This window comes from Pseudomonas sp. AM14(2022), assembly GCF_036346455.1.
Classification (GTDB): domain Bacteria; phylum Pseudomonadota; class Gammaproteobacteria; order Pseudomonadales; family Pseudomonadaceae; genus Aquipseudomonas; species Aquipseudomonas putida_A.
In genome coordinates this window covers 736,842-754,662 of the sequence record NZ_JAOTNY010000001.1, presented here as the reverse complement: position 1 = coordinate 754,662, position 17,821 = coordinate 736,842, and the positions used below count along the sequence as shown (strand labels likewise).

12 protein-coding genes are annotated in these 17,821 nt (G+C 61.2%); 10 read left to right on the top strand and 2 right to left on the bottom strand.

The window, feature by feature from the left end; all coding sequences use genetic code 11:
* Positions 1–37 precede the first annotated feature (37 nt).
* Positions 38–1,414, bottom strand: coding sequence for an L-serine ammonia-lyase (locus V3W27_RS03570; RefSeq protein WP_115985992.1), 1,377 nt, complete (start codon positions 1,412–1,414; stop codon positions 38–40).
* A gap of 436 nt (positions 1,415–1,850) precedes the next feature.
* Here V3W27_RS03570 and V3W27_RS03565 point away from each other — a divergent pair, with 436 nt between their 5' ends.
* The 3 genes from V3W27_RS03565 to choV all read left to right on the top strand — a co-directional run bounded on the left by V3W27_RS03565 (position 1,851) and on the right by choV (position 4,885).
* A complete protein-coding gene (locus tag V3W27_RS03565; protein WP_027610641.1) occupies positions 1,851–2,798 on the top strand; it encodes a choline ABC transporter substrate-binding protein in 948 nt (315 codons plus the stop codon).
* 66 nt (positions 2,799–2,864) lie between these two features.
* A complete protein-coding gene (gene choW, locus V3W27_RS03560) occupies positions 2,865–3,710 on the top strand; it encodes a choline ABC transporter permease subunit (RefSeq protein ID WP_007962645.1) in 846 nt (281 codons plus the stop codon).
* Positions 3,707–4,885: a choline ABC transporter ATP-binding protein gene (gene choV / locus V3W27_RS03555; protein WP_007962646.1), complete on the top strand. Its 1,179-nt coding sequence runs from the start codon at positions 3,707–3,709 to the stop codon at positions 4,883–4,885. The genes choW and choV overlap by 4 nt, the downstream gene beginning before the upstream one ends.
* 199 nt (positions 4,886–5,084) lie before the next feature.
* Here choV and betT read toward each other — a convergent pair whose 3' ends face one another.
* Positions 5,085–7,082: a choline BCCT transporter BetT gene (gene betT, locus V3W27_RS03550; RefSeq protein ID WP_097089039.1), complete on the bottom strand. Its 1,998-nt coding sequence runs from the start codon at positions 7,080–7,082 to the stop codon at positions 5,085–5,087.
* Between the two features lie 428 nt (positions 7,083–7,510).
* On the opposite strand from betT, the gene betI reads away from it, so the two are divergent.
* The 7 genes from betI (at position 7,511) to dbpA (ending at position 17,783) form a co-directional block, all read left to right on the top strand.
* Entirely contained in the window at positions 7,511–8,131 is a 621-nt protein-coding gene (gene betI, locus V3W27_RS03545; protein ID WP_041063389.1) for a transcriptional regulator BetI, read from the top strand.
* A gap of 62 nt (positions 8,132–8,193) precedes the next feature.
* Positions 8,194–9,666 (top strand): betaine-aldehyde dehydrogenase, encoded by a 1,473-nt coding sequence (gene betB, locus V3W27_RS03540; protein WP_027610639.1) that lies wholly within the window; start codon positions 8,194–8,196, stop codon positions 9,664–9,666.
* A gap of 209 nt (positions 9,667–9,875) precedes the next feature.
* Entirely contained in the window at positions 9,876–11,579 is a 1,704-nt protein-coding gene (gene betA / locus V3W27_RS03535) for a choline dehydrogenase (RefSeq protein ID WP_027610638.1), read from the top strand.
* A 285-nt stretch (positions 11,580–11,864) separates the two neighbouring features.
* On the top strand, positions 11,865–13,307 hold the full coding sequence (locus tag V3W27_RS03530; RefSeq protein WP_330205922.1) for a TldD/PmbA family protein: 1,443 nt from the start codon (positions 11,865–11,867) through the stop codon (positions 13,305–13,307).
* Positions 13,307–14,644, top strand: coding sequence for a TldD/PmbA family protein (locus V3W27_RS03525; RefSeq protein WP_330205921.1), 1,338 nt, complete (start codon positions 13,307–13,309; stop codon positions 14,642–14,644). The genes V3W27_RS03530 and V3W27_RS03525 overlap by 1 nt, the downstream gene beginning before the upstream one ends.
* Before the next feature lie 84 nt (positions 14,645–14,728).
* Complete coding sequence (mdtD, locus tag V3W27_RS03520; RefSeq protein ID WP_330205920.1) at positions 14,729–16,243, top strand: multidrug transporter subunit MdtD; 1,515 nt, start codon at positions 14,729–14,731, stop codon at positions 16,241–16,243.
* Positions 16,244–16,397: 154 nt separating this feature from the next.
* Positions 16,398–17,783, top strand: a complete 1,386-nt coding sequence (dbpA, locus tag V3W27_RS03515) for an ATP-dependent RNA helicase DbpA (RefSeq protein WP_285373005.1) — start codon at positions 16,398–16,400, stop codon at positions 17,781–17,783.
* Positions 17,784–17,821: the final 38 nt, after the last annotated feature.

Genomic DNA, 17,821 nt, shown 5'->3' with positions numbered 1-17,821 from the left:
TAGGAGTGAGCCTGCTCGCGATGGGAGCGACACGGTCTCAGCACTCAACCGCGCTAACGGCCAAACCACCCCGCGAGGTCTCTTTATATTTGTCATGCATATCCGCGCCGGTATCACGCATGGTGCGGATCACCCGGTCCAGCGAGATGAAGTGCTGACCATCACCACGCAGGGCCATCTGCGCCGCGTTGATCGCCTTCACAGCGGCAATTGCGTTGCGCTCGATACACGGCACCTGCACCAGGCCGCCGACCGGATCGCAGGTCAGGCCGAGGTTATGTTCCAGGCCGATTTCCGCCGCGTTGCACAATTGCTCCGGAGTGGCACCGAGGATCTCCGCCAGTCCCGCCGCCGCCATCGCGCAGGCCGAACCGACCTCGCCCTGGCAGCCAACTTCGGCACCGGAGATCGAGGCGTTCTTCTTGCACAGAATCCCCACCGCCGCCGCGCCCAGGAAGTAATCGACGACGTTGGCGTCGGTGACCGCTTCGCTGAACTTCATAAAGTAGTGCAACACCGCCGGAATGATCCCCGCCGCGCCATTGGTCGGCGCCGTGACCATACGCCCGCCCGCGGCGTTTTCTTCGTTGACCGCCAAGGCGAACAGGTTGACCCATTCCATCGCGCTCAACGTCGAACCGATCACGTTGGGCTTGTTCAACTCCTGCAGGCTGCGATGCAACTTGGCCGCGCGCCGGCGCACATTGAGACCGCCGGGAAGGATGCCTTCGTGCTTGAGGCCCTGCTCGACGCAATCCTGCATCGCCCGCCACAGCTTCATCAGTCCGGCGCGGATTTCCTCTTCGCTGCGCCAGACCTTTTCGTTGGCCATCATCAGTTCGGCGACGCGCAGGTTGTTCTTTTGGCACAGCTGCAGCAGTTCCACCGCGCTGGAAAAGTCATAAGGCAATTCGGTGCGATCCAGATCGACCACACCGCTGGATGCCTGCGCCTGATCCACGACAAAACCGCCACCGACCGAATAGTAGGTGTCGCGATGAATCTCGCCGTGATCGCCTTCGGCAACCAGAGTCATGGCGTTGGGGTGGAACGGCAGGTTTTCGTCGATCAGGCGCATGTCGCGAGCCCAGACAAACGGCACCGACAGACGACCATCCAATAACAGCGTGTGAGTTTCGCGCAGCGCCTGAATACGCGGGCCGATCTGCGACGGGTCGATTGCGTCCGGCCACTCGCCCATCAAGCCCATGATCACTGCATTGTCGCTGCCGTGGCCGATACCGGTAGCCGACAGTGAGCCGAACAGTTGCACTTCTATACGCCGTACCTGCTCGAGCAGGTGCCGGTCGCGCAGCGATTCGACAAACAGGGCGGCGGCGCGCATCGGGCCGACGGTGTGGGAACTGGACGGGCCGATGCCGATTTTGAACAGGTCGAAAACGCTGATAGCCATTGCTGCAGAGCTCCTGAGGATGCCGTTCCCGGGCGTTAAGCGCCCGCTGGCGGAGCTGCTACGCTCAAGCTGCGATCCGCCGGAATGCCCGCATCATCAGGCTTTTGTCAGGTCGCTCGGCGTCTGACACCGACGCACTCATGCCCACCAACGCCGTGCCGGTTTCCTCCCGTGTTTTCGCCGTTTTTATGCGGTTCAGATGGCCAAACGGGGCGGAAAAAAGCTGTAAACGACGTCACTGACACTGGATGCGACCATCCCTGTACTGGATACGACCCACCCTGTAGGCGTCAGATTTTCACTGGTACATGATCGTTATGACTCGATTGCAAGGCGCCGTGGTAGAGCTGTCTCCAGAACGCCATCCAACCGCAACCTATAAGTGCGGTGGTCCACAGTCGGAACACTGCCAAAAAAAACACCAAGGAGTCCATCCATGAAAGGTTCCCCGTCGTTGTTGTTGGCCGCCATGCTGAGTCTGCCGTTACTGGCTCAAGCCGCAGAACCGGCGCAGTGCAGTACCGTTAACTTCTCCGATGTCGGCTGGACCGACATCACCGCCACCACCGCCACCACGTCGGTGGTGCTCGACGCCCTCGGCTACAAGACCAAGACCACCATGATCTCAGTGCCCGTGACCTACAAGTCGCTGGCCGACGGCAAGAACATGGACGTGTTCCTCGGTAACTGGATGCCGACCATGGAAAACGACATCAAGGCCTACCGCGATGCCGGCACCGTCGAAGTGGTGCGCACCAACCTCAAAGGTGCCAAGTACACCCTCGCCGTACCGCAAGCCCTGTACGACAAGGGACTGCATGACTTCGCCGACATCGCCAAATTCAAGAAAGAGCTCGATGGCAAGATCTACGGCATCGAGCCTGGCAACGACGGCAACCGCCTGATCCAGAGCATGATCGACAAGGACGCTTTCGGTTTGAAAACCGCCGGCTTCAAGGTCGTCGAATCGTCCGAAGCGGGCATGCTCTCGCAGGTCGACCGCGCGCAGAAACGCGACACCGCCGTGGTCTTCCTCGGCTGGGCGCCGCACCCGATGAACAAGCGCTTCAAGATTCAATACCTGACCGGCGGCGATGACTTCTTCGGCCCCGATTTCGGTGCTGCCACCGTGGCGACCAACACCCGCAAGGGCTACACCACCGAATGCAGCAACGTCGGTCAGTTGCTGAAGAACCTGGAGTTCACCGTCGACATGGAAAGTACCCTGATGGGCAACATCCTCGACGACAAGATGAAGCCTGAAGCGGCCGCCAAGGCCTGGCTGAAAAAGAACCCTCAGGTGCTCGATACCTGGCTCGCTGGCGTGACCACCATTGACGGTAAACCTGGCCTGGAGGCCGTGAAAGCCAAGCTCGCACAGTAATTGCCTTACGCCGGGCGAGTTCGCTCGCCCGGGCTGTTTATTCCTTGCATGCGGACGTTCACTACCATGCTGATTGATCAGAAAATCCCTTTAGGCCAGTACATCGCGGGCTTCGTTGAATGGTTGACGCAACACGGCGCCAGCACCTTCGACGCAATCGCCGTGACACTGGAAACGATGATCCACGGCGTGACGTTTGCGCTGACCTGGTTCAATCCCTTCGTCTTGATCGGCCTCATCGCCCTGCTCGCGCATTTCATCCAGCGCAAATGGGGGCTGACTGTTTTTGTGATTGCCTCGTTCCTGCTGATCCTCAACCTGGGGTACTGGCAGGAAACCATGGAAACCCTCGCCCAGGTCATGTTCGCGACCCTGGTCTGCGTGGTCATCGGCGTACCGCTGGGCATCGTCGCTGCGCACAAGCCGATGTTCTACACTTTAATGCGTCCGGTACTCGATCTGATGCAGACCGTACCGACCTTCGTTTACCTCATTCCTACCCTGACCCTCTTCGGGCTGGGTGTGGTGCCGGGCCTGATCTCCACGGTGGTGTTCGCCATCGCTGCGCCGATCCGCCTGACCTACCTGGGCATCCGCGATGTCCCGCAAGAACTGATGGACGCCGGCAAGGCCTTCGGCTGCTCGCGTCGCCAATTGCTCTCACGGATCGAACTGCCTCACGCCATGCCGAGCATCGCTGCCGGCATCACCCAGTGCATCATGCTGTCGCTGTCGATGGTGGTGATCGCGGCACTGGTAGGCGCCGACGGACTCGGCAAACCGGTGGTCAACGCACTGAACACTGCTGATATCGCCCTGGGCTTCGAAGCGGGCCTGGCGATCGTACTGCTGGCGATCATGCTCGACCGTATCTGCAAACAACCCGACGCCAAAGTAGGGGGTGACGCATGAGCATAATTCGCTTCGATAACGTTGACGTGATCTTCACCAAGGATCCGCGCGAAGCACTGAAACTTCTCGATCAAGGCTTGACCCGCAGCGAGATCCTGAAAAAGACCGGGCAGATCGTCGGCGTGGAAAAGGCCAGCCTGGACATCAACAAAGGCGAGATCTGCGTACTGATGGGCCTGTCCGGCTCTGGCAAGTCGAGCCTGCTGCGCTGCATCAACGGCCTCAACACCGTGAGTCGCGGCAAGCTGTTCGTCGAGCACGAAGGCAAGCAGATCGACATCGCTTCCTGCACCCCGGCCGAACTGAAAATGATGCGCACCAAACGCATCGCCATGGTGTTCCAGAAGTTCGCCCTGATGCCGTGGCTGACGGTGCGCGAGAACATCAGTTTCGGTCTGGAAATGCAGGGCCGACCGGAAAAGGAACGGCGCAAGCTGGTCGACGACAAGCTCGAACTGGTCGGCCTGACCCAATGGCGCAACAAGAAGCCCGATGAACTCTCCGGCGGCATGCAGCAGCGTGTCGGCCTGGCCCGGGCACTGGCGATGGACGCCGACATTCTGCTGATGGACGAACCGTTCTCGGCACTCGACCCGCTGATCCGTCAGGGCCTGCAGGATGAACTGCTGGAACTGCAACGCAAGCTGAGCAAGACCATCGTGTTTGTGAGTCACGATCTCGACGAAGCACTGAAACTGGGTAGCCGCATCGCGATCATGAAGGACGGCCGGATCATCCAGTACAGCGTGCCGGAAGAGATCGTACTGAACCCGGCGGACGACTATGTGCGCACCTTCGTAGCCCACACCAACCCGCTCAACGTCCTGTGCGGGCGCAGCCTGATGCGCACGCTGGACAACTGCAAACGCATCAACGGTTCGGTGTGCCTCGACCCGGGTGGCGATTCGTGGCTGGACCTGGCCGAAGGCAACACGATCAAGGGTGCGCGGCAGAACGGTTCGGTGCTGAACCTGCAGAACTGGGCACCGGGGCAAGCAGTGGAAGCCCTTGAGCGCAAGCCGACACTGGTGGACTCGAACATCGGCATGCGCGACGCGCTGCAGATTCGCTACCAGACCGGCAACAAACTGGTGCTGCACGACAACAACCATGTGGTGGGGATTCTTGGCGACAGCGAGCTGTATCACGCGTTGCTGGGCAAGAACCTGGGGTAAGAACCCCGGACACAAAAACGCCGCGAGAGGATCGCGGCGTTTTTGTTTATCGGAATACAGGGCGTTCAGCGTTGGAGCTGATGGCCCCTTCGCGAGCAAGCCCGCTCCCACATTTGAAATGCATTCCAATGTGGGAGCGGGCTTGCTCGCGAAGAATGCGGCACGGTGCTTCAGACAGAAACACCGCACCACCTACAACTTAGCTATACACCCGGCCAAGGAGCTGCCGATGGCTTTCAAACTGATCGAGCACATCGCGTGTGATCTGATCCTGCGTGAAGCCCATCAGGTCGTAGTCCTGGCTGCCGTTGTGCAAATACACCTCGGCGCGGTAGTAACGCTGGCGCGCTTCATCGGACTGGGCCGATTCGGTCGGGGTCGCCAGGTAGCCGTCCAGGCTCACTTCGTAGACGAAAGGGTTGCCCTCTTCCATCTCGACGCGCACGCCCATGCAGCGCTTGGATTTGCCCAGCAGCGTCTGCACTTCCAGACCCTGTGCACGCAGTTGTGCAGCAGCGTCGTCCAGTGCCGGCGTCACATGTTTGTCCATGAAGCGCTGCACGACCGATTGGCTCGGTTGCAGATCCAGCTGCGTCAGACGCTCGCTGAAACCACGACGACCGCGCTCAGCCAGTTGCGCCTGCTCCTGTTCGATCTGCACGTCCTGGCGCATCGCCTTGTGCAAGCCGAACATGAAGAACACCAGCACCACCGAGAACGGCAGACCGGCCAGCACCACCATGGTTTGCATGGCTTCGAAGTTACCGGCGAACAGCAGACCGATGGTCACCAGCGTGATCACCACCGACCAGAAGATCCGCAGCCAGTGCGGCGCATCTTCATCAACGTTGCCGCCCTTGCAGGACAGATTCGCCATCATCACCGCGCCCGAGTCGGCCGGGGTCAGGAACAGCACGAAACCAACAAAGATCGACACACCGATGACGACTTTCGACGCCGGGTAGTGTTCCAGCAACTGGTAGATCGCCATCGACGGTTGTTCCAGCGCCGTCTTGCCGAGTTCCACCGCCCCCTGGTTCATCACCAGATCCAGTGCCGAGTTACCGAAGATCGACAGCCACGCCAGGGTGAAGCCCAGCGGAATCAGCAGCACGCCGGCCACCAGCTCACGCACGGTACGACCACGGGAAATACGCGCGATGAACATGCCTACGAATGGTGCCCAGGAAATCCACCACGCCCAGTAGAACAGGGTCCACAGGCCCAGCCAGCGGTCGGACTTGGCGCTGTCACCTTCATAGACGTACAGATCGAAGGTCTTCAGCACCACGCCGTTGAGGTAGTCGCCGATGTTCTGCACAAAGCCGTTAAGCAGGTGCAGGGTCGGGCCGAACAGCAGGACAAAAATCAGCAGACCGCTGAACAGCACGATGTTCAGGTTGGACAGACGACGAATGCCATTTTCCACGCCGGACACGGCAGCGATGGTCGCCACGGTGCTCATCACGATGATCACGATCAGCAGGTTGGTGTTGCTGTGTTCCATGCCGAACAGGTTTTCCAGCCCCGAGGACACTTGCAGCGAGCCGATCCCCAGGTTGGTCACCAGACCCAGCAGGGTCACGAACATGCCGAAGCCGTCCACCGCGTGACCGGCGGCGCCCTTGACCCAACGTTCGCCGACCAGCGGATACAGCGCCGAGCGCAGGGCCAATGGCTGGTTATGACGGTAAGCGAAGTACGCCACGGCCAGACCGACCAGCGCATAGATCGCCCAGCCGTGCAGGCCCCAGTGCAGGAAAGTCAGTTGCACCGCCTGACGCGCGGCCAGGTTGGTGGCCGCAGCGCCTTCCGGCGGATTGAAGTAATGGTCCAGCGGCTCGGACGCGCCGAAGTACAGCAGCGAAATACCGATACCCGACGAGAACAACATCCCCGCCCAGGCGCCGTAACTGAAATCCGGGGTGTCGTCCTTGCTGCCCAGTTTGAGTTTGCCGTAGGAGGAAAACGCCAGGCCCACCACAAACACCAGGTACGCGGCGATCACCACCATGTAGTACCAGCCGAAGCTGCGCGACAACCAGGCCTGAGCGATACCCAACAATCTGCCGGCCTCTTGCGGGGCGATGATCAGAATGGCGGTCAACAACAGAATCAACGCGGTAGAGGTGTAAAACACCCAACCGTTGACCGTCACCTTCTCGGGCGGGGTCTTTATAAGAGAGGCAGAACTCATGGCACAAATGCTCCAGGCAGTGCGAGAGAAGAACACAAGGCAACACGGAACCCGACCAATCGGTTAGTTGGCAGCCGACCGGCGGGTGATATAAAGACACCCCGAAAAAAGCCCGAACCTGCCGAAATGGCGTTGCGAATCGCTTTCGTGGCCAAAGCTGTGCGGACGTTCATCCGAAACCTGGCCCCGAGCGTCTTGCCCATTCAACACGTCCATCGAACAGCGAACCGCGCCATGCCCCACGCAGGTTTCAAGCATTTTCGGATGTCGTTTTATCGCCATTTACAAGCAGAAAAAATCTGTAGGCAGCGACGATTTGTCGCAGATCTTATTCTTTGTTGATTGAACGTTCAATCAAAACAAAATAGACTGGCCCTCAATCCGATAGGCGTTTATCGCCCGTCGGAAGGCCTAAGGAGATGTGCAAGATGCCCAAGGTCGGTATGCAACCCATCCGCCGCCAACAACTGATCGAAGCCACGTTGCAGGCGGTCGATCAGGTCGGTATGGGGGACGCCAGCATTGCGCTGATCGCCCGTTTGGCCGGTGTCTCGAATGGCATCATCAGTCACTACTTTCAGGACAAGAACGGCCTGATTGCCGCCACGATGCGGTATCTGATGAATGTCCTCAGCGAGAACGTCACCGCGCGCCGACAGGCGCTGGCAGACAGCAGCCCACGGGCGCATCTGCAGGTGATCATCGAAGGCAACTTCGACGCCAGCCAGGTCAATGGCCCGGCAATGAAAACCTGGCTGGCCTTCTGGGCCACCAGCATGCACCAGCCGTCTTTGCACAGGTTGCAGCGGATCAACGATCACCGTCTGTATTCCAACCTGTGCTGCGAGTTCCGCCGTGTGTTGCCGCTCGAAGATGCGCGCAGCGCCGCGCGTGGACTGGCAGCGTTGATCGACGGCTTGTGGTTGCGCGGCGCGCTGTCGGGAGACGCTTTCGACACGGCGCAGGCGCAACAGATCGCGTACGAATACATGGATTTCCAATTGGCCAAGCAGGTGAGCCAGAGCACACAGAAAACGCTCGGTACCTGAACCGCCACCGCAGTTTCAGCGCGGTGGTCGACGCCAACCACTAATGCACTTGCGAGGACACTATGGCCCGTTTCGAACTGCAAAAACTCTACATCGATGGCGCGTACTCCGACGCTGGCAGCGATGCCACTTTCGAAGCCATCAACCCGGCGAACGGTGAAGTTCTCGCCCAAGTGCAACGTGCGACCAAGGAAGACGTCGAGCGTGCTGTGGTCAGCGCTGAAAAGGGCCAGAAAATCTGGGCCGCGATGACCGCCATGGAGCGTTCGCGCATCCTGCGTCGCGCCGTCGACATCCTGCGCGAGCGCAACGATGAGCTGGCTGCTCTGGAAACCCTGGACACCGGCAAAGCCTTCTCCGAAACCAAATACGTCGACATCGTCACCGGCGCCGACGTGCTGGAATACTACGCAGGCCTGGTGCCGGCGATCGAAGGCGAGCAGATTCCGCTGCGCGACACTTCCTTCGTCTACACCCGTCGCGAGCCACTGGGCGTGGTCGCCGGTATCGGCGCGTGGAACTACCCGATCCAGATCGCGCTGTGGAAATCCGCACCGGCCCTGGCCGCCGGTAACGCAATGATCTTCAAGCCAAGCGAAGTCACCTCGCTGACCACCCTGAAACTGGCCGAGATCTACACCGAAGCCGGCCTGCCAAACGGCGTGTTCAACGTACTGACCGGCAGCGGCCGTGAAGTCGGCACCTGGCTGACCGAGCACCCGCGCATCGAGAAAGTCTCCTTCACCGGCGGCACCGACACCGGCAAGAAAGTCATGGCCAGCGCTTCGGCTTCGTCGCTGAAAGACGTGACCATGGAACTGGGCGGCAAGTCGCCGCTGATCATCTGCGACGACGCCGACCTCGATCGTGCCGCCGACACCGCGATGATGGCCAACTTCTACAGCTCCGGTCAGGTCTGCACCAACGGCACTCGCGTATTCGTACCGAGCCACCTGAAAGCCGCGTTCGAAGCCAAGATTGTCGAGCGCGTCGCGCGCATCCGCATCGGCAACCCGGAAGACGAAAACACCAACTTCGGCCCGCTGGTCAGCTTCGCCCACATGGAAAGCGTGCTGGGCTACATCGCCAAGGGTAAAGAAGAAGGTGCCCGCGTGCTGTGCGGCGGCGAGCGTCTGACCGACGGCGAATTCGCCAAAGGCGCCTTCGTTGCACCGACCGTGTTCACCGACTGCACCGACGAGATGACCATCGTCCGTGAAGAAATCTTTGGCCCGGTGATGGCGATCCTTTCCTACGAGACCGAAGAAGAAGTGATCCGCCGCGCCAACGACACCGACTTCGGCCTGGCCGCCGGTATCGTCACCAAAGACCTGAACCGCGCGCACCGCGTGATTCATCAACTGGAAGCCGGTATCTGCTGGATCAACGCCTGGGGCGAGTCCGACGCGAAGATGCCGGTTGGCGGTTACAAGCAGTCGGGCGTGGGCCGTGAAAACGGCATCAGCTCGCTGACCAACTACACACGCATCAAATCGGTACAGGTCGAGCTGGGCGATTACGTCTCGGTGTTCTGATCTGACGCAACTCTGAAGTTGGGGCCCTTGTGGCGAGGGAGCTTGCTCCCGCTGGGCTGCGCAGCGGCCCCAACTGCAGACACCGCGCTCATCCAGACAGAGCTCGGTCGCAGGTTCTGCGACTGCTTCGCAGTCGAGCGGGAGCAAGCTCCCTCGCCACAGAAAGTGGCCACTCGGCAGCCTGACCACATCTAAAGAGGGTGCATTCAATGTCCCAAGAATTCGATTACATCATCATCGGTGCCGGCTCGGCCGGTAACACCCTGGCGACCCGTCTGACTGAAGACGAAGGCGTCACCGTGCTGCTGCTCGAAGCAGGCGGCCCGGACTACCGTTTCGACTTCCGCACGCAAATGCCGGCTGCATTGGCATTCCCGCTGCAAGGTCGTCGCTACAACTGGGCGTATGAAACCGATCCGGAGCCACACATGGACGGTCGTCGGATGGAGTGCGGTCGCGGCAAAGGCCTCGGCGGCTCCTCGCTGATCAACGGCATGTGCTACATCCGTGGCAACGCGATGGACTACGACGGCTGGGCGAAGCTGCCAGGCCTGGAAGACTGGACCTACCTCGACTGCCTGCCGTACTTCCGTAAAGCGGAAACCCGCGACATCGGCCCGAACGACTACCACGGTGGCGACGGCCCGGTCAGCGTGACCACGCCGAAGGCGGGCAACAACCCGCTGTTCCACGCCATGGTTGAAGCCGGCGTGCAGGCCGGTTACCCGCGCACCGAAGACTTGAACGGCTACCAGCAGGAAGGCTTCGGCCCGATGGATCGCACCGTGACGCCGAACGGCCGTCGTGCTTCCACCGCCCGTGGCTACCTCGACGTCGCGAAAAAGCGCTCGACCCTGACCATCGTCACCCACGCCCTGACCGACAAGATTCTGTTCGAAGGCAAGCGTGCGGTCGGCGTGCGTTACCTGGTCGGTTCGGCGGAAGAACGTGTTGAAGCCAAGGCACGCAAGGAAGTCCTGCTGTGCTCCGGCGCCATCGCTTCGCCGCAGATTCTGCAGCGCTCCGGTGTCGGCCCGGCAAAACTGCTGGAAAGCCTCGACATCCCGGTGGTCCACGACCTGCCGGGCGTCGGTGAAAACCTGCAGGATCACCTTGAGCTGTACCTGCAATACGCCTGCACCCAACCGGTCTCGCTGTACCCGTCGCTGCTCTGGTACAACCAGCCGGCCATCGGTGCCGAGTGGCTGTTCAACGGCACCGGCATCGGCGCCAGCAACCAGTTCGAAGCCGGCGGTTTCATCCGTTCGCGTCCGGAATTCGAGTGGCCGAACATCCAGTACCACTTCCTGCCGGTAGCGATTAACTACAACGGCAGCAACGGTGTGAAAGAGCACGGCTTCCAGGCGCACATGGGTTCCATGCGTTCGCCGAGCCGTGGCCGCATCCAGTTGAAGTCCAAGGATCCGCGCCAGCACCCGAGCATCCTGTTCAACTACATGGCCACCGAGCAGGACTGGCAGGAATTCCGTGACGGCATCCGCCTGACCCGCGAAATCATGCAACAGCCTGCGCTGGACGCCTTCCGTGGCCGCGAAATCAGCCCGGGCATCGACGTGCAAACCGATGAGCAGCTGGACAAGTTCATCCGCGAGCACGCCGAAACCGCGTTCCACCCGTCCTGCTCGTGCAAGATGGGCACCGACGAGATGGCGGTTGTGGATGGCGAAGGTCGCGTGCACGGCATGCAGAGCCTGCGTGTGGTCGATGCCTCGATCATGCCGATCATCACCACCGGTAACCTCAACGCGCCGACGATCATGATCGCCGAGAAAATCGCCGACAAGATCCGTGGCCGCAAGCCACTGCCGCGTAGCAATGCTGCCTACTACGTGGCTGGCGGTGCGCCGGTGAAGGGCAAGCCGATGCGGGATATCACGCCTGTTGCTCAGTAAGACGTAATACCGCGTCACGGCTAATCGCGAGCAGGCTCACTCCTACAAGGATCTCCAGCGACCACACATTATGTGGACACTGGAGATTAACTGTAGGAGTGAGCCTGCTCGCGATGAGGCCCTGCAATTCAATACCCCTCCCCCCTGCTGCACAGTAAATCCTCCTACACCCCCTCTTCACTTGATCCTACCCCCACGCAGGCCTACTCTAGACCTCGCGCAATCGTTTCACCCCTCCCCGCCGAATCGCTTCACCCCGCAACTCCATAACAAGGAGGTTCCCGAATGTTCGATTTTCACCCCCAGCTCAAGCAGCGCTTCGCTGCCTTGCGCACGGGCGCCGAGTTTTTTTCCCTGCGGTATGTACGCGAGTCCGGCCAGTACCTGTCGGTGCGCAAGAACGTCGCCGAGCCGCCAAGCCTGAGCCGCGACGAAGGCGCGATGCTCACCGTGCGCGTCAACGGCGTTGAAGCCTATGCGGCGACCAACGACGTGTCGCAGCAAGGCCTGCAAGCCGCCCTTGAGCGCGCCGAACAGCAGGCCCGGCGACTGAAGCCGCACGCCTTGCTCGACCTGCGCGAACAGCCTGTATCGAGCGACCGCGCTGATTACTTTTCGCCCAATCTCGAGCAACCCTTCCCGTCCCTGAGCGAATGCTTTGAGCTGCTCGGCGCGGAATCCGCCTCGGTGCCAAAGGATGAGCGCCTGGTGAACTGGGAAGCGAGCATCGGCATCACCCACGTCGAGCAGATCTACCTGAGCAGCGCCGGCGCCGAATTGCGCCAGGCCCAGCGCTTCGTCTATCCAGGCCTCGACGTCACCGCCTACGACGGCAACGACAGCCAGACCCGTTCCCTCGGCCGCGAGAACTTCGGCCAACAGGGTGGCGCCGACGTGATCAGCCGTTGCGGCCTGGTCGGCGCCGGCCCGAAGGTGGCCGATCAGGCCCTGCAACTGCTGCTCGCGCCGAACACCCCGCAAGGCCCGCGCGATCTATTGCTGATGCCTGACCAGATGATGCTGCAGATTCACGAGTCCATCGGTCACCCGCTGGAGCTCGACCGCATCCTCGGTGACGAGCGCAATTACGCCGGCACCAGCTTCGTCAAAACCAGCGACTTCGGCAGCCTGCAATACGGCTCGAAGCTGCTCAACGTGACCTTCGACCCGGACATTCCCGAAGAGCTGGCCAGCTACGGCCACGATGACGACGGGACCAAGGCCAGCAAACAATTCCTGATTCGCGAAGGCTTGCTGTTGCGGCCACTGGGTGGCGCGCTGTCGCAGTTCCGCGCCGGTCTCGACGGCGTTGCCAACAGCCGCGCCTGCGGCTGGAACCGGCCGCCGATCGACCGCATGGCCAACCTCAACATCGAGCCGGGCGATCAGTCGCTGACGCAACTGATCAGCGGTATCGAGCACGGCATTCTGATGAGCACCAACCGTTCGTGGTCGATTGACGATGCACGTAACAAATTCCAGTTCGGTTGCGAGTGGGGTCAGTTGATCGAGAACGGTGAACTCAAGGGTGTGGTGAAAAATCCGAACTACCGGGGCATTTCCGCGCACTTCTGGAAGAGTCTGCGCGCGGTCGGCAATGCCGGCACCCGAATGGTGCTGGGCACGCCAAACTGCGGCAAGGGCGAGCCGAACCAGGTGATCCGCGTCGGCCACGCTTCACCGGCCTGCGTATTCAGCAACGTTGATGTGTTTGGGGGAGACGCCTGATGAGCATTTCGAAGAGTCAGTCCGACGCCTTCAAGGTCATGGTCAATTGGCTGCGCGACAGCGTACGCGAGCCGGAACAATTCACCCTCAGTTACGCCGCCGAATCCTCGGCATTCGTGCGTTTCAATCACGCCAAGGTGCGTCAGGCCGGTCAGGTGCAGCAAGCCGACGTCGGGCTGAAGCTGATCAACGACGGCCGTCACGCCGATCTGCACATCACCCTGTCCGGTGATCAGGAAGCCGATCTGCAACGCCTCGCCGAAGGCCTGCAACAACTGCGCGAAACCCTGCCGCTGCTGCCACAGGATCCGTACCTGCTGCTCAACCACAACGGCTGGCAGAGCAACAACGTGCAGGAACATCCGCTGCCGGACACCGAGCAGGTGGTCGAGGAAATCTGCAGCGCTGCTGAAGGTCTGGATCTGGTCGGCTTCTATGCTGCCGGCCCAATCAGCCGCGGTTTCGCCAGTTCCTCGGGGGCGTTCGGCTGGCATCAGGCCAACAGCTTCAACTTCGACTTCAGCCTGTTCCACGACAATGGCGAAGCGGTGAAAGCCAGCTACGCCGGGCACGAGTGGAGCAGCGAAGGCTTCACCCGCCGCTTCCAGCAGGCCCGCGAGCAACTGGCGTTCCTCGGTCGACCGTTACGCACCCTCGCACCGGGGCAATACCGCGCCTACCTGGCGCCGGCCGCGCTGGAAGAAATCATGGGCATGCTCAGCTGGGGCGGTTTCTCCGCGCAGTCGATTGCCAGCAAAAGCAGCCCGCTGCAGAAGCTGTATGTTGGCGATCAGACGTTCAGTCCGCTGGTCTCACTGGATGAGCAAGTCAGCGGTTCGTTGAGCCCGGCGTTCTCCGGCGAGGGTTATCCGCGCAGCGATCTGCGGCTGATCGTCGAAGGCAAGGCTGGCGATCAACTGGTCGGTTCGCGCAGTGCCGCCGAATACGGCCTGACCGCCAACGGCGCCGGCGGAGGTGAAATGCCGAGTGCACTGAACATGGCCGCCGGTGATCTGTCACAGGCAGAGATCCTCAAGCAGTTGGGCACCGGGCTGTACATCAGCAACCTCTGGTACCTGAACTACTCGGATCAACCGGCGGCGCGCCTGACCGGCATGACTCGCTTCGCAACTTTCTGGGTCGAGAACGGCGAGATTCAGGCGCCGGTCAGCACCATGCGTTTCGACGACAGCGCTTACAGTCTGCTGGGTTCGCAGCTGGAAGCATTGACCGCCGAGCGTGAGTTGCTGCTGTCGGCGAGCACGTATAGCCAGCGCAATACGTCGTCGGCACTGCTGCCGGGGGCGCTGGTGAGCCGACTGACCTTGACCCTGTAATACCAGGATCTCCAAAACACTGGTGATCCCATGTGGGAGCGGGCTTGCTCGCGAAAGCGGTGTGTCAGCCACAATAAATGTTGAATGACACAATGCATTCGCGAGCAAGCCCGCTCCCACCAAAAGCCTGCGCATCAACGCCCAACCACAAGAGGTTCCATGCCCACTCGCCCGCCTCTCGACGCCATCACCGCCCGCTGGTTGCCGTGGGTCGTCGCCATTGCGTTCTTCATGCAATCCCTCGACGGGACTATCCTCAACACCGCCCTGCCGGCCATGGCCCGGGATCTGGCCGAAGACCCTTTGCGCATGCAAGGCGTGGTCATCGCCTACATGCTCACCGTGGCCTTGCTGATTCCGGCTTCGGGCTGGATCGCCGACCGCTTCGGCACCAAGAAGATTTTCTTCGGCGCGATCCTGCTGTTCAGTTTCGGCTCGCTGCTCTGCGCGTTATCGAGCAGCCTGAGCATGTTGGTCGGCGCGCGGGTGATCCAGGGTCTGGGCGGTGCATTGATGTTGCCGGTCGGACGGCTGGTGGTGCTGCGCGCCTATCCGCGTTCGGAGCTGGTGCGGATCATGGGCTTCATCACCATTCCCGGCCTGCTCGGCCCGCTGATCGGCCCGACCATGGGCGGCTGGATGGTGCAATACCTGACGTGGCACTGGATCTTTCTGATCAACCTGCCGGTCGGTGTTCTCGGCTGCTACGCGGTGTGGAAATTCATTCCCGACCTGCGCGGTACTGAACGCACGCGCTTCGATAGCCTCGGTTTCCTGCTGTTTGGCGCGGCGATGATCCTGATCACCATCGCCATGGAAGGTCTGGGCGAATTGCACTTGCCGCATCTGCGGGTGATGTTGCTGCTGTTCGGCGGTCTGGCCTGTCTGGCGGCGTACTGGCTGCGCGCCGGGCGTATCGAGAATCCGCTGTTCGCCCCGTCGTTGTTCAAGACGCGAACCTTCGCGGTGGGGATCATCGGCAACCTGTTCGCCCGCCTGGGCAGCGGCGCCCTGCCGTTTCTGGTGCCGTTGCTGCTGCAGGTGGCGCTGGGTTATTCGCCATCGCAAGCCGGGATGAGCATGCTGCCGCTAGCGGCTGCGGCGATGTTTGCCAAGTGGATGGCGCGGCCGCTGATCGAACGCCTCGGCTATCGCATTGTGCTCACCGGCAACACTCTGGCGCTGGGGATCATGCTGGCGAGCATGGGCCTGGTCAGCGAGCAGACACCATACTGGCTGCTGCTGTGCCTGCTGGCGGTTCTTGGCGCGATCAACTCGCTGCAATTCACCGCGATGAACACCGTAACGCTGATCGACCTCGACGACGCCAGCGCCAGCAGCGGCAACAGCTTGCTGTCGGTGGTGGCGCAATTGTCGTTGAGTCTGGGCGTGGCCTGTGCCGGTGCGTTGCTTGGTGGCTTCACGGCGGAGATCGGCAACGATGGCGTCGAGACCGTACTGGGCGCGTTCCAGCTGACGTTTGTCACGGTCGGAATCATGGCGATGCTGGCAGCGACGATCTTCTCGCAACTGTCGAAAGAGGACGGTCGCCGGGTCAAACGCCCGGATGAACATCCGGATGAGCACATTGAACACTGAACAAACAGTGAATGCTTTTGTGGCGAGGGAGCTTGCTCCCTCGCCACAGTTGAATCCCTTCCCATAGGTTTCAGGCACTGTTCGTCCAGAACTTTCGAGGAAAGTGGCACGGGGCTGCTACACTGCGCGACATTTTGTTTTGCAGGCCAGTCCCGTGACCACCATCGCCACCGCTTTTAATACTCTGCCGCTGTCCGCCGCCATGCTGGCTAACCTCGAATCCCTCGGTTATGCCCAGATGACGCCGATCCAGGCGCAGAGCTTGCCGGTGATCCTAAAGGGGATGGACCTGATCGCCCAGGCCAAGACCGGCAGCGGCAAGACCGCCGCGTTCGGCATCGGCCTGCTCAACCCGATCAACCCGCGTTACTTCGGTTGCCAGGCGCTGGTGATCTGCCCGACCCGTGAGCTGGCCGACCAGGTCGCCAAGGAAGTCCGCCGTCTGGCCCGTGCCGAAGACAACATCAAGGTCCTGACCTTGTGCGGCGGCGTATCGTTCGGCCCGCAGATCGCTTCGCTGGAGCACGGCGCGCACATCATCGTCGGCACCCCGGGGCGTATCCAGCAGCACCTGCGCAAGGGTTCGCTGGTGCTCGACGGTCTGAACACGCTGATCCTCGACGAAGCCGACCGCATGCTCGACATGGGCTTTTACGACGCCATCGAAGACATCATCGAAAAGACCCCGGCACGCCGTCAGACCCTGCTGTTCTCCGCCACGTACCCGGTGGGCATCAAGCAACTGGCGTCGAAATTCATGCGCGATCCGCAAACGGTGAAAGCCGAAGCGTTCCACGACGACACGCAGATCGAGCAGCGCTTCTACGAGATTTCCCCGGAAGAGCGCATGAGCGCAGTGACCAAAGTCCTGCACCACTTCCGCCCGGCCTCCTGCGTGGCGTTCTGCTTCACCAAGCAGCAAGTGCAGGAAACCGTTGACCACCTGACCTCCAAAGGCATTTCCGCCGTCGGCCTGCACGGCGATCTGGAACAGCGTGACCGCGATCAGGTACTGGCGATGTTCGCCAACCGCAGTACGTCGGTACTGGTCGCCACCGACGTCGCCGCCCGTGGTCTGGACATCGATGCGCTGGACATGGTGATCAACGTCGAGCTGGCCCGCGACTCGGAAATCCACATTCACCGCGTCGGCCGTACCGGTCGTGCCGGCGAGAAAGGCATTGCGGTCAGCCTCGTTGCGCCGTCCGAAGCGCATCGCGCGCAAGCCATCGAACAGTTGCAGAAAGCTCCGCTGAACTGGGATCAGGTCGATAACCTCAAGTCCCAGGGCGGCGCCCCGCTGCAGCCACCGATGAGCACCCTGTGCATCGCCGGCGGGCGTAAAGACAAAGTGCGTCCGGGCGACATCCTCGGCGCACTGACTGGTGACGCCGGCATCCCCGGCACTCAGGTCGGCAAGATCGCGATCTTCGACTTCCAGTCGTATGTGGCCGTTGAACGCACCGTGGTCATGCAGGCACTGCAGCGCTTGAACAACGGCAAGATCAAGGGCCGTTCGCTGCGCGTGCGGGTTTTGTAAGCGATCTTCCAAGCAAAGGAGATCCCCCTGTGGGAGCG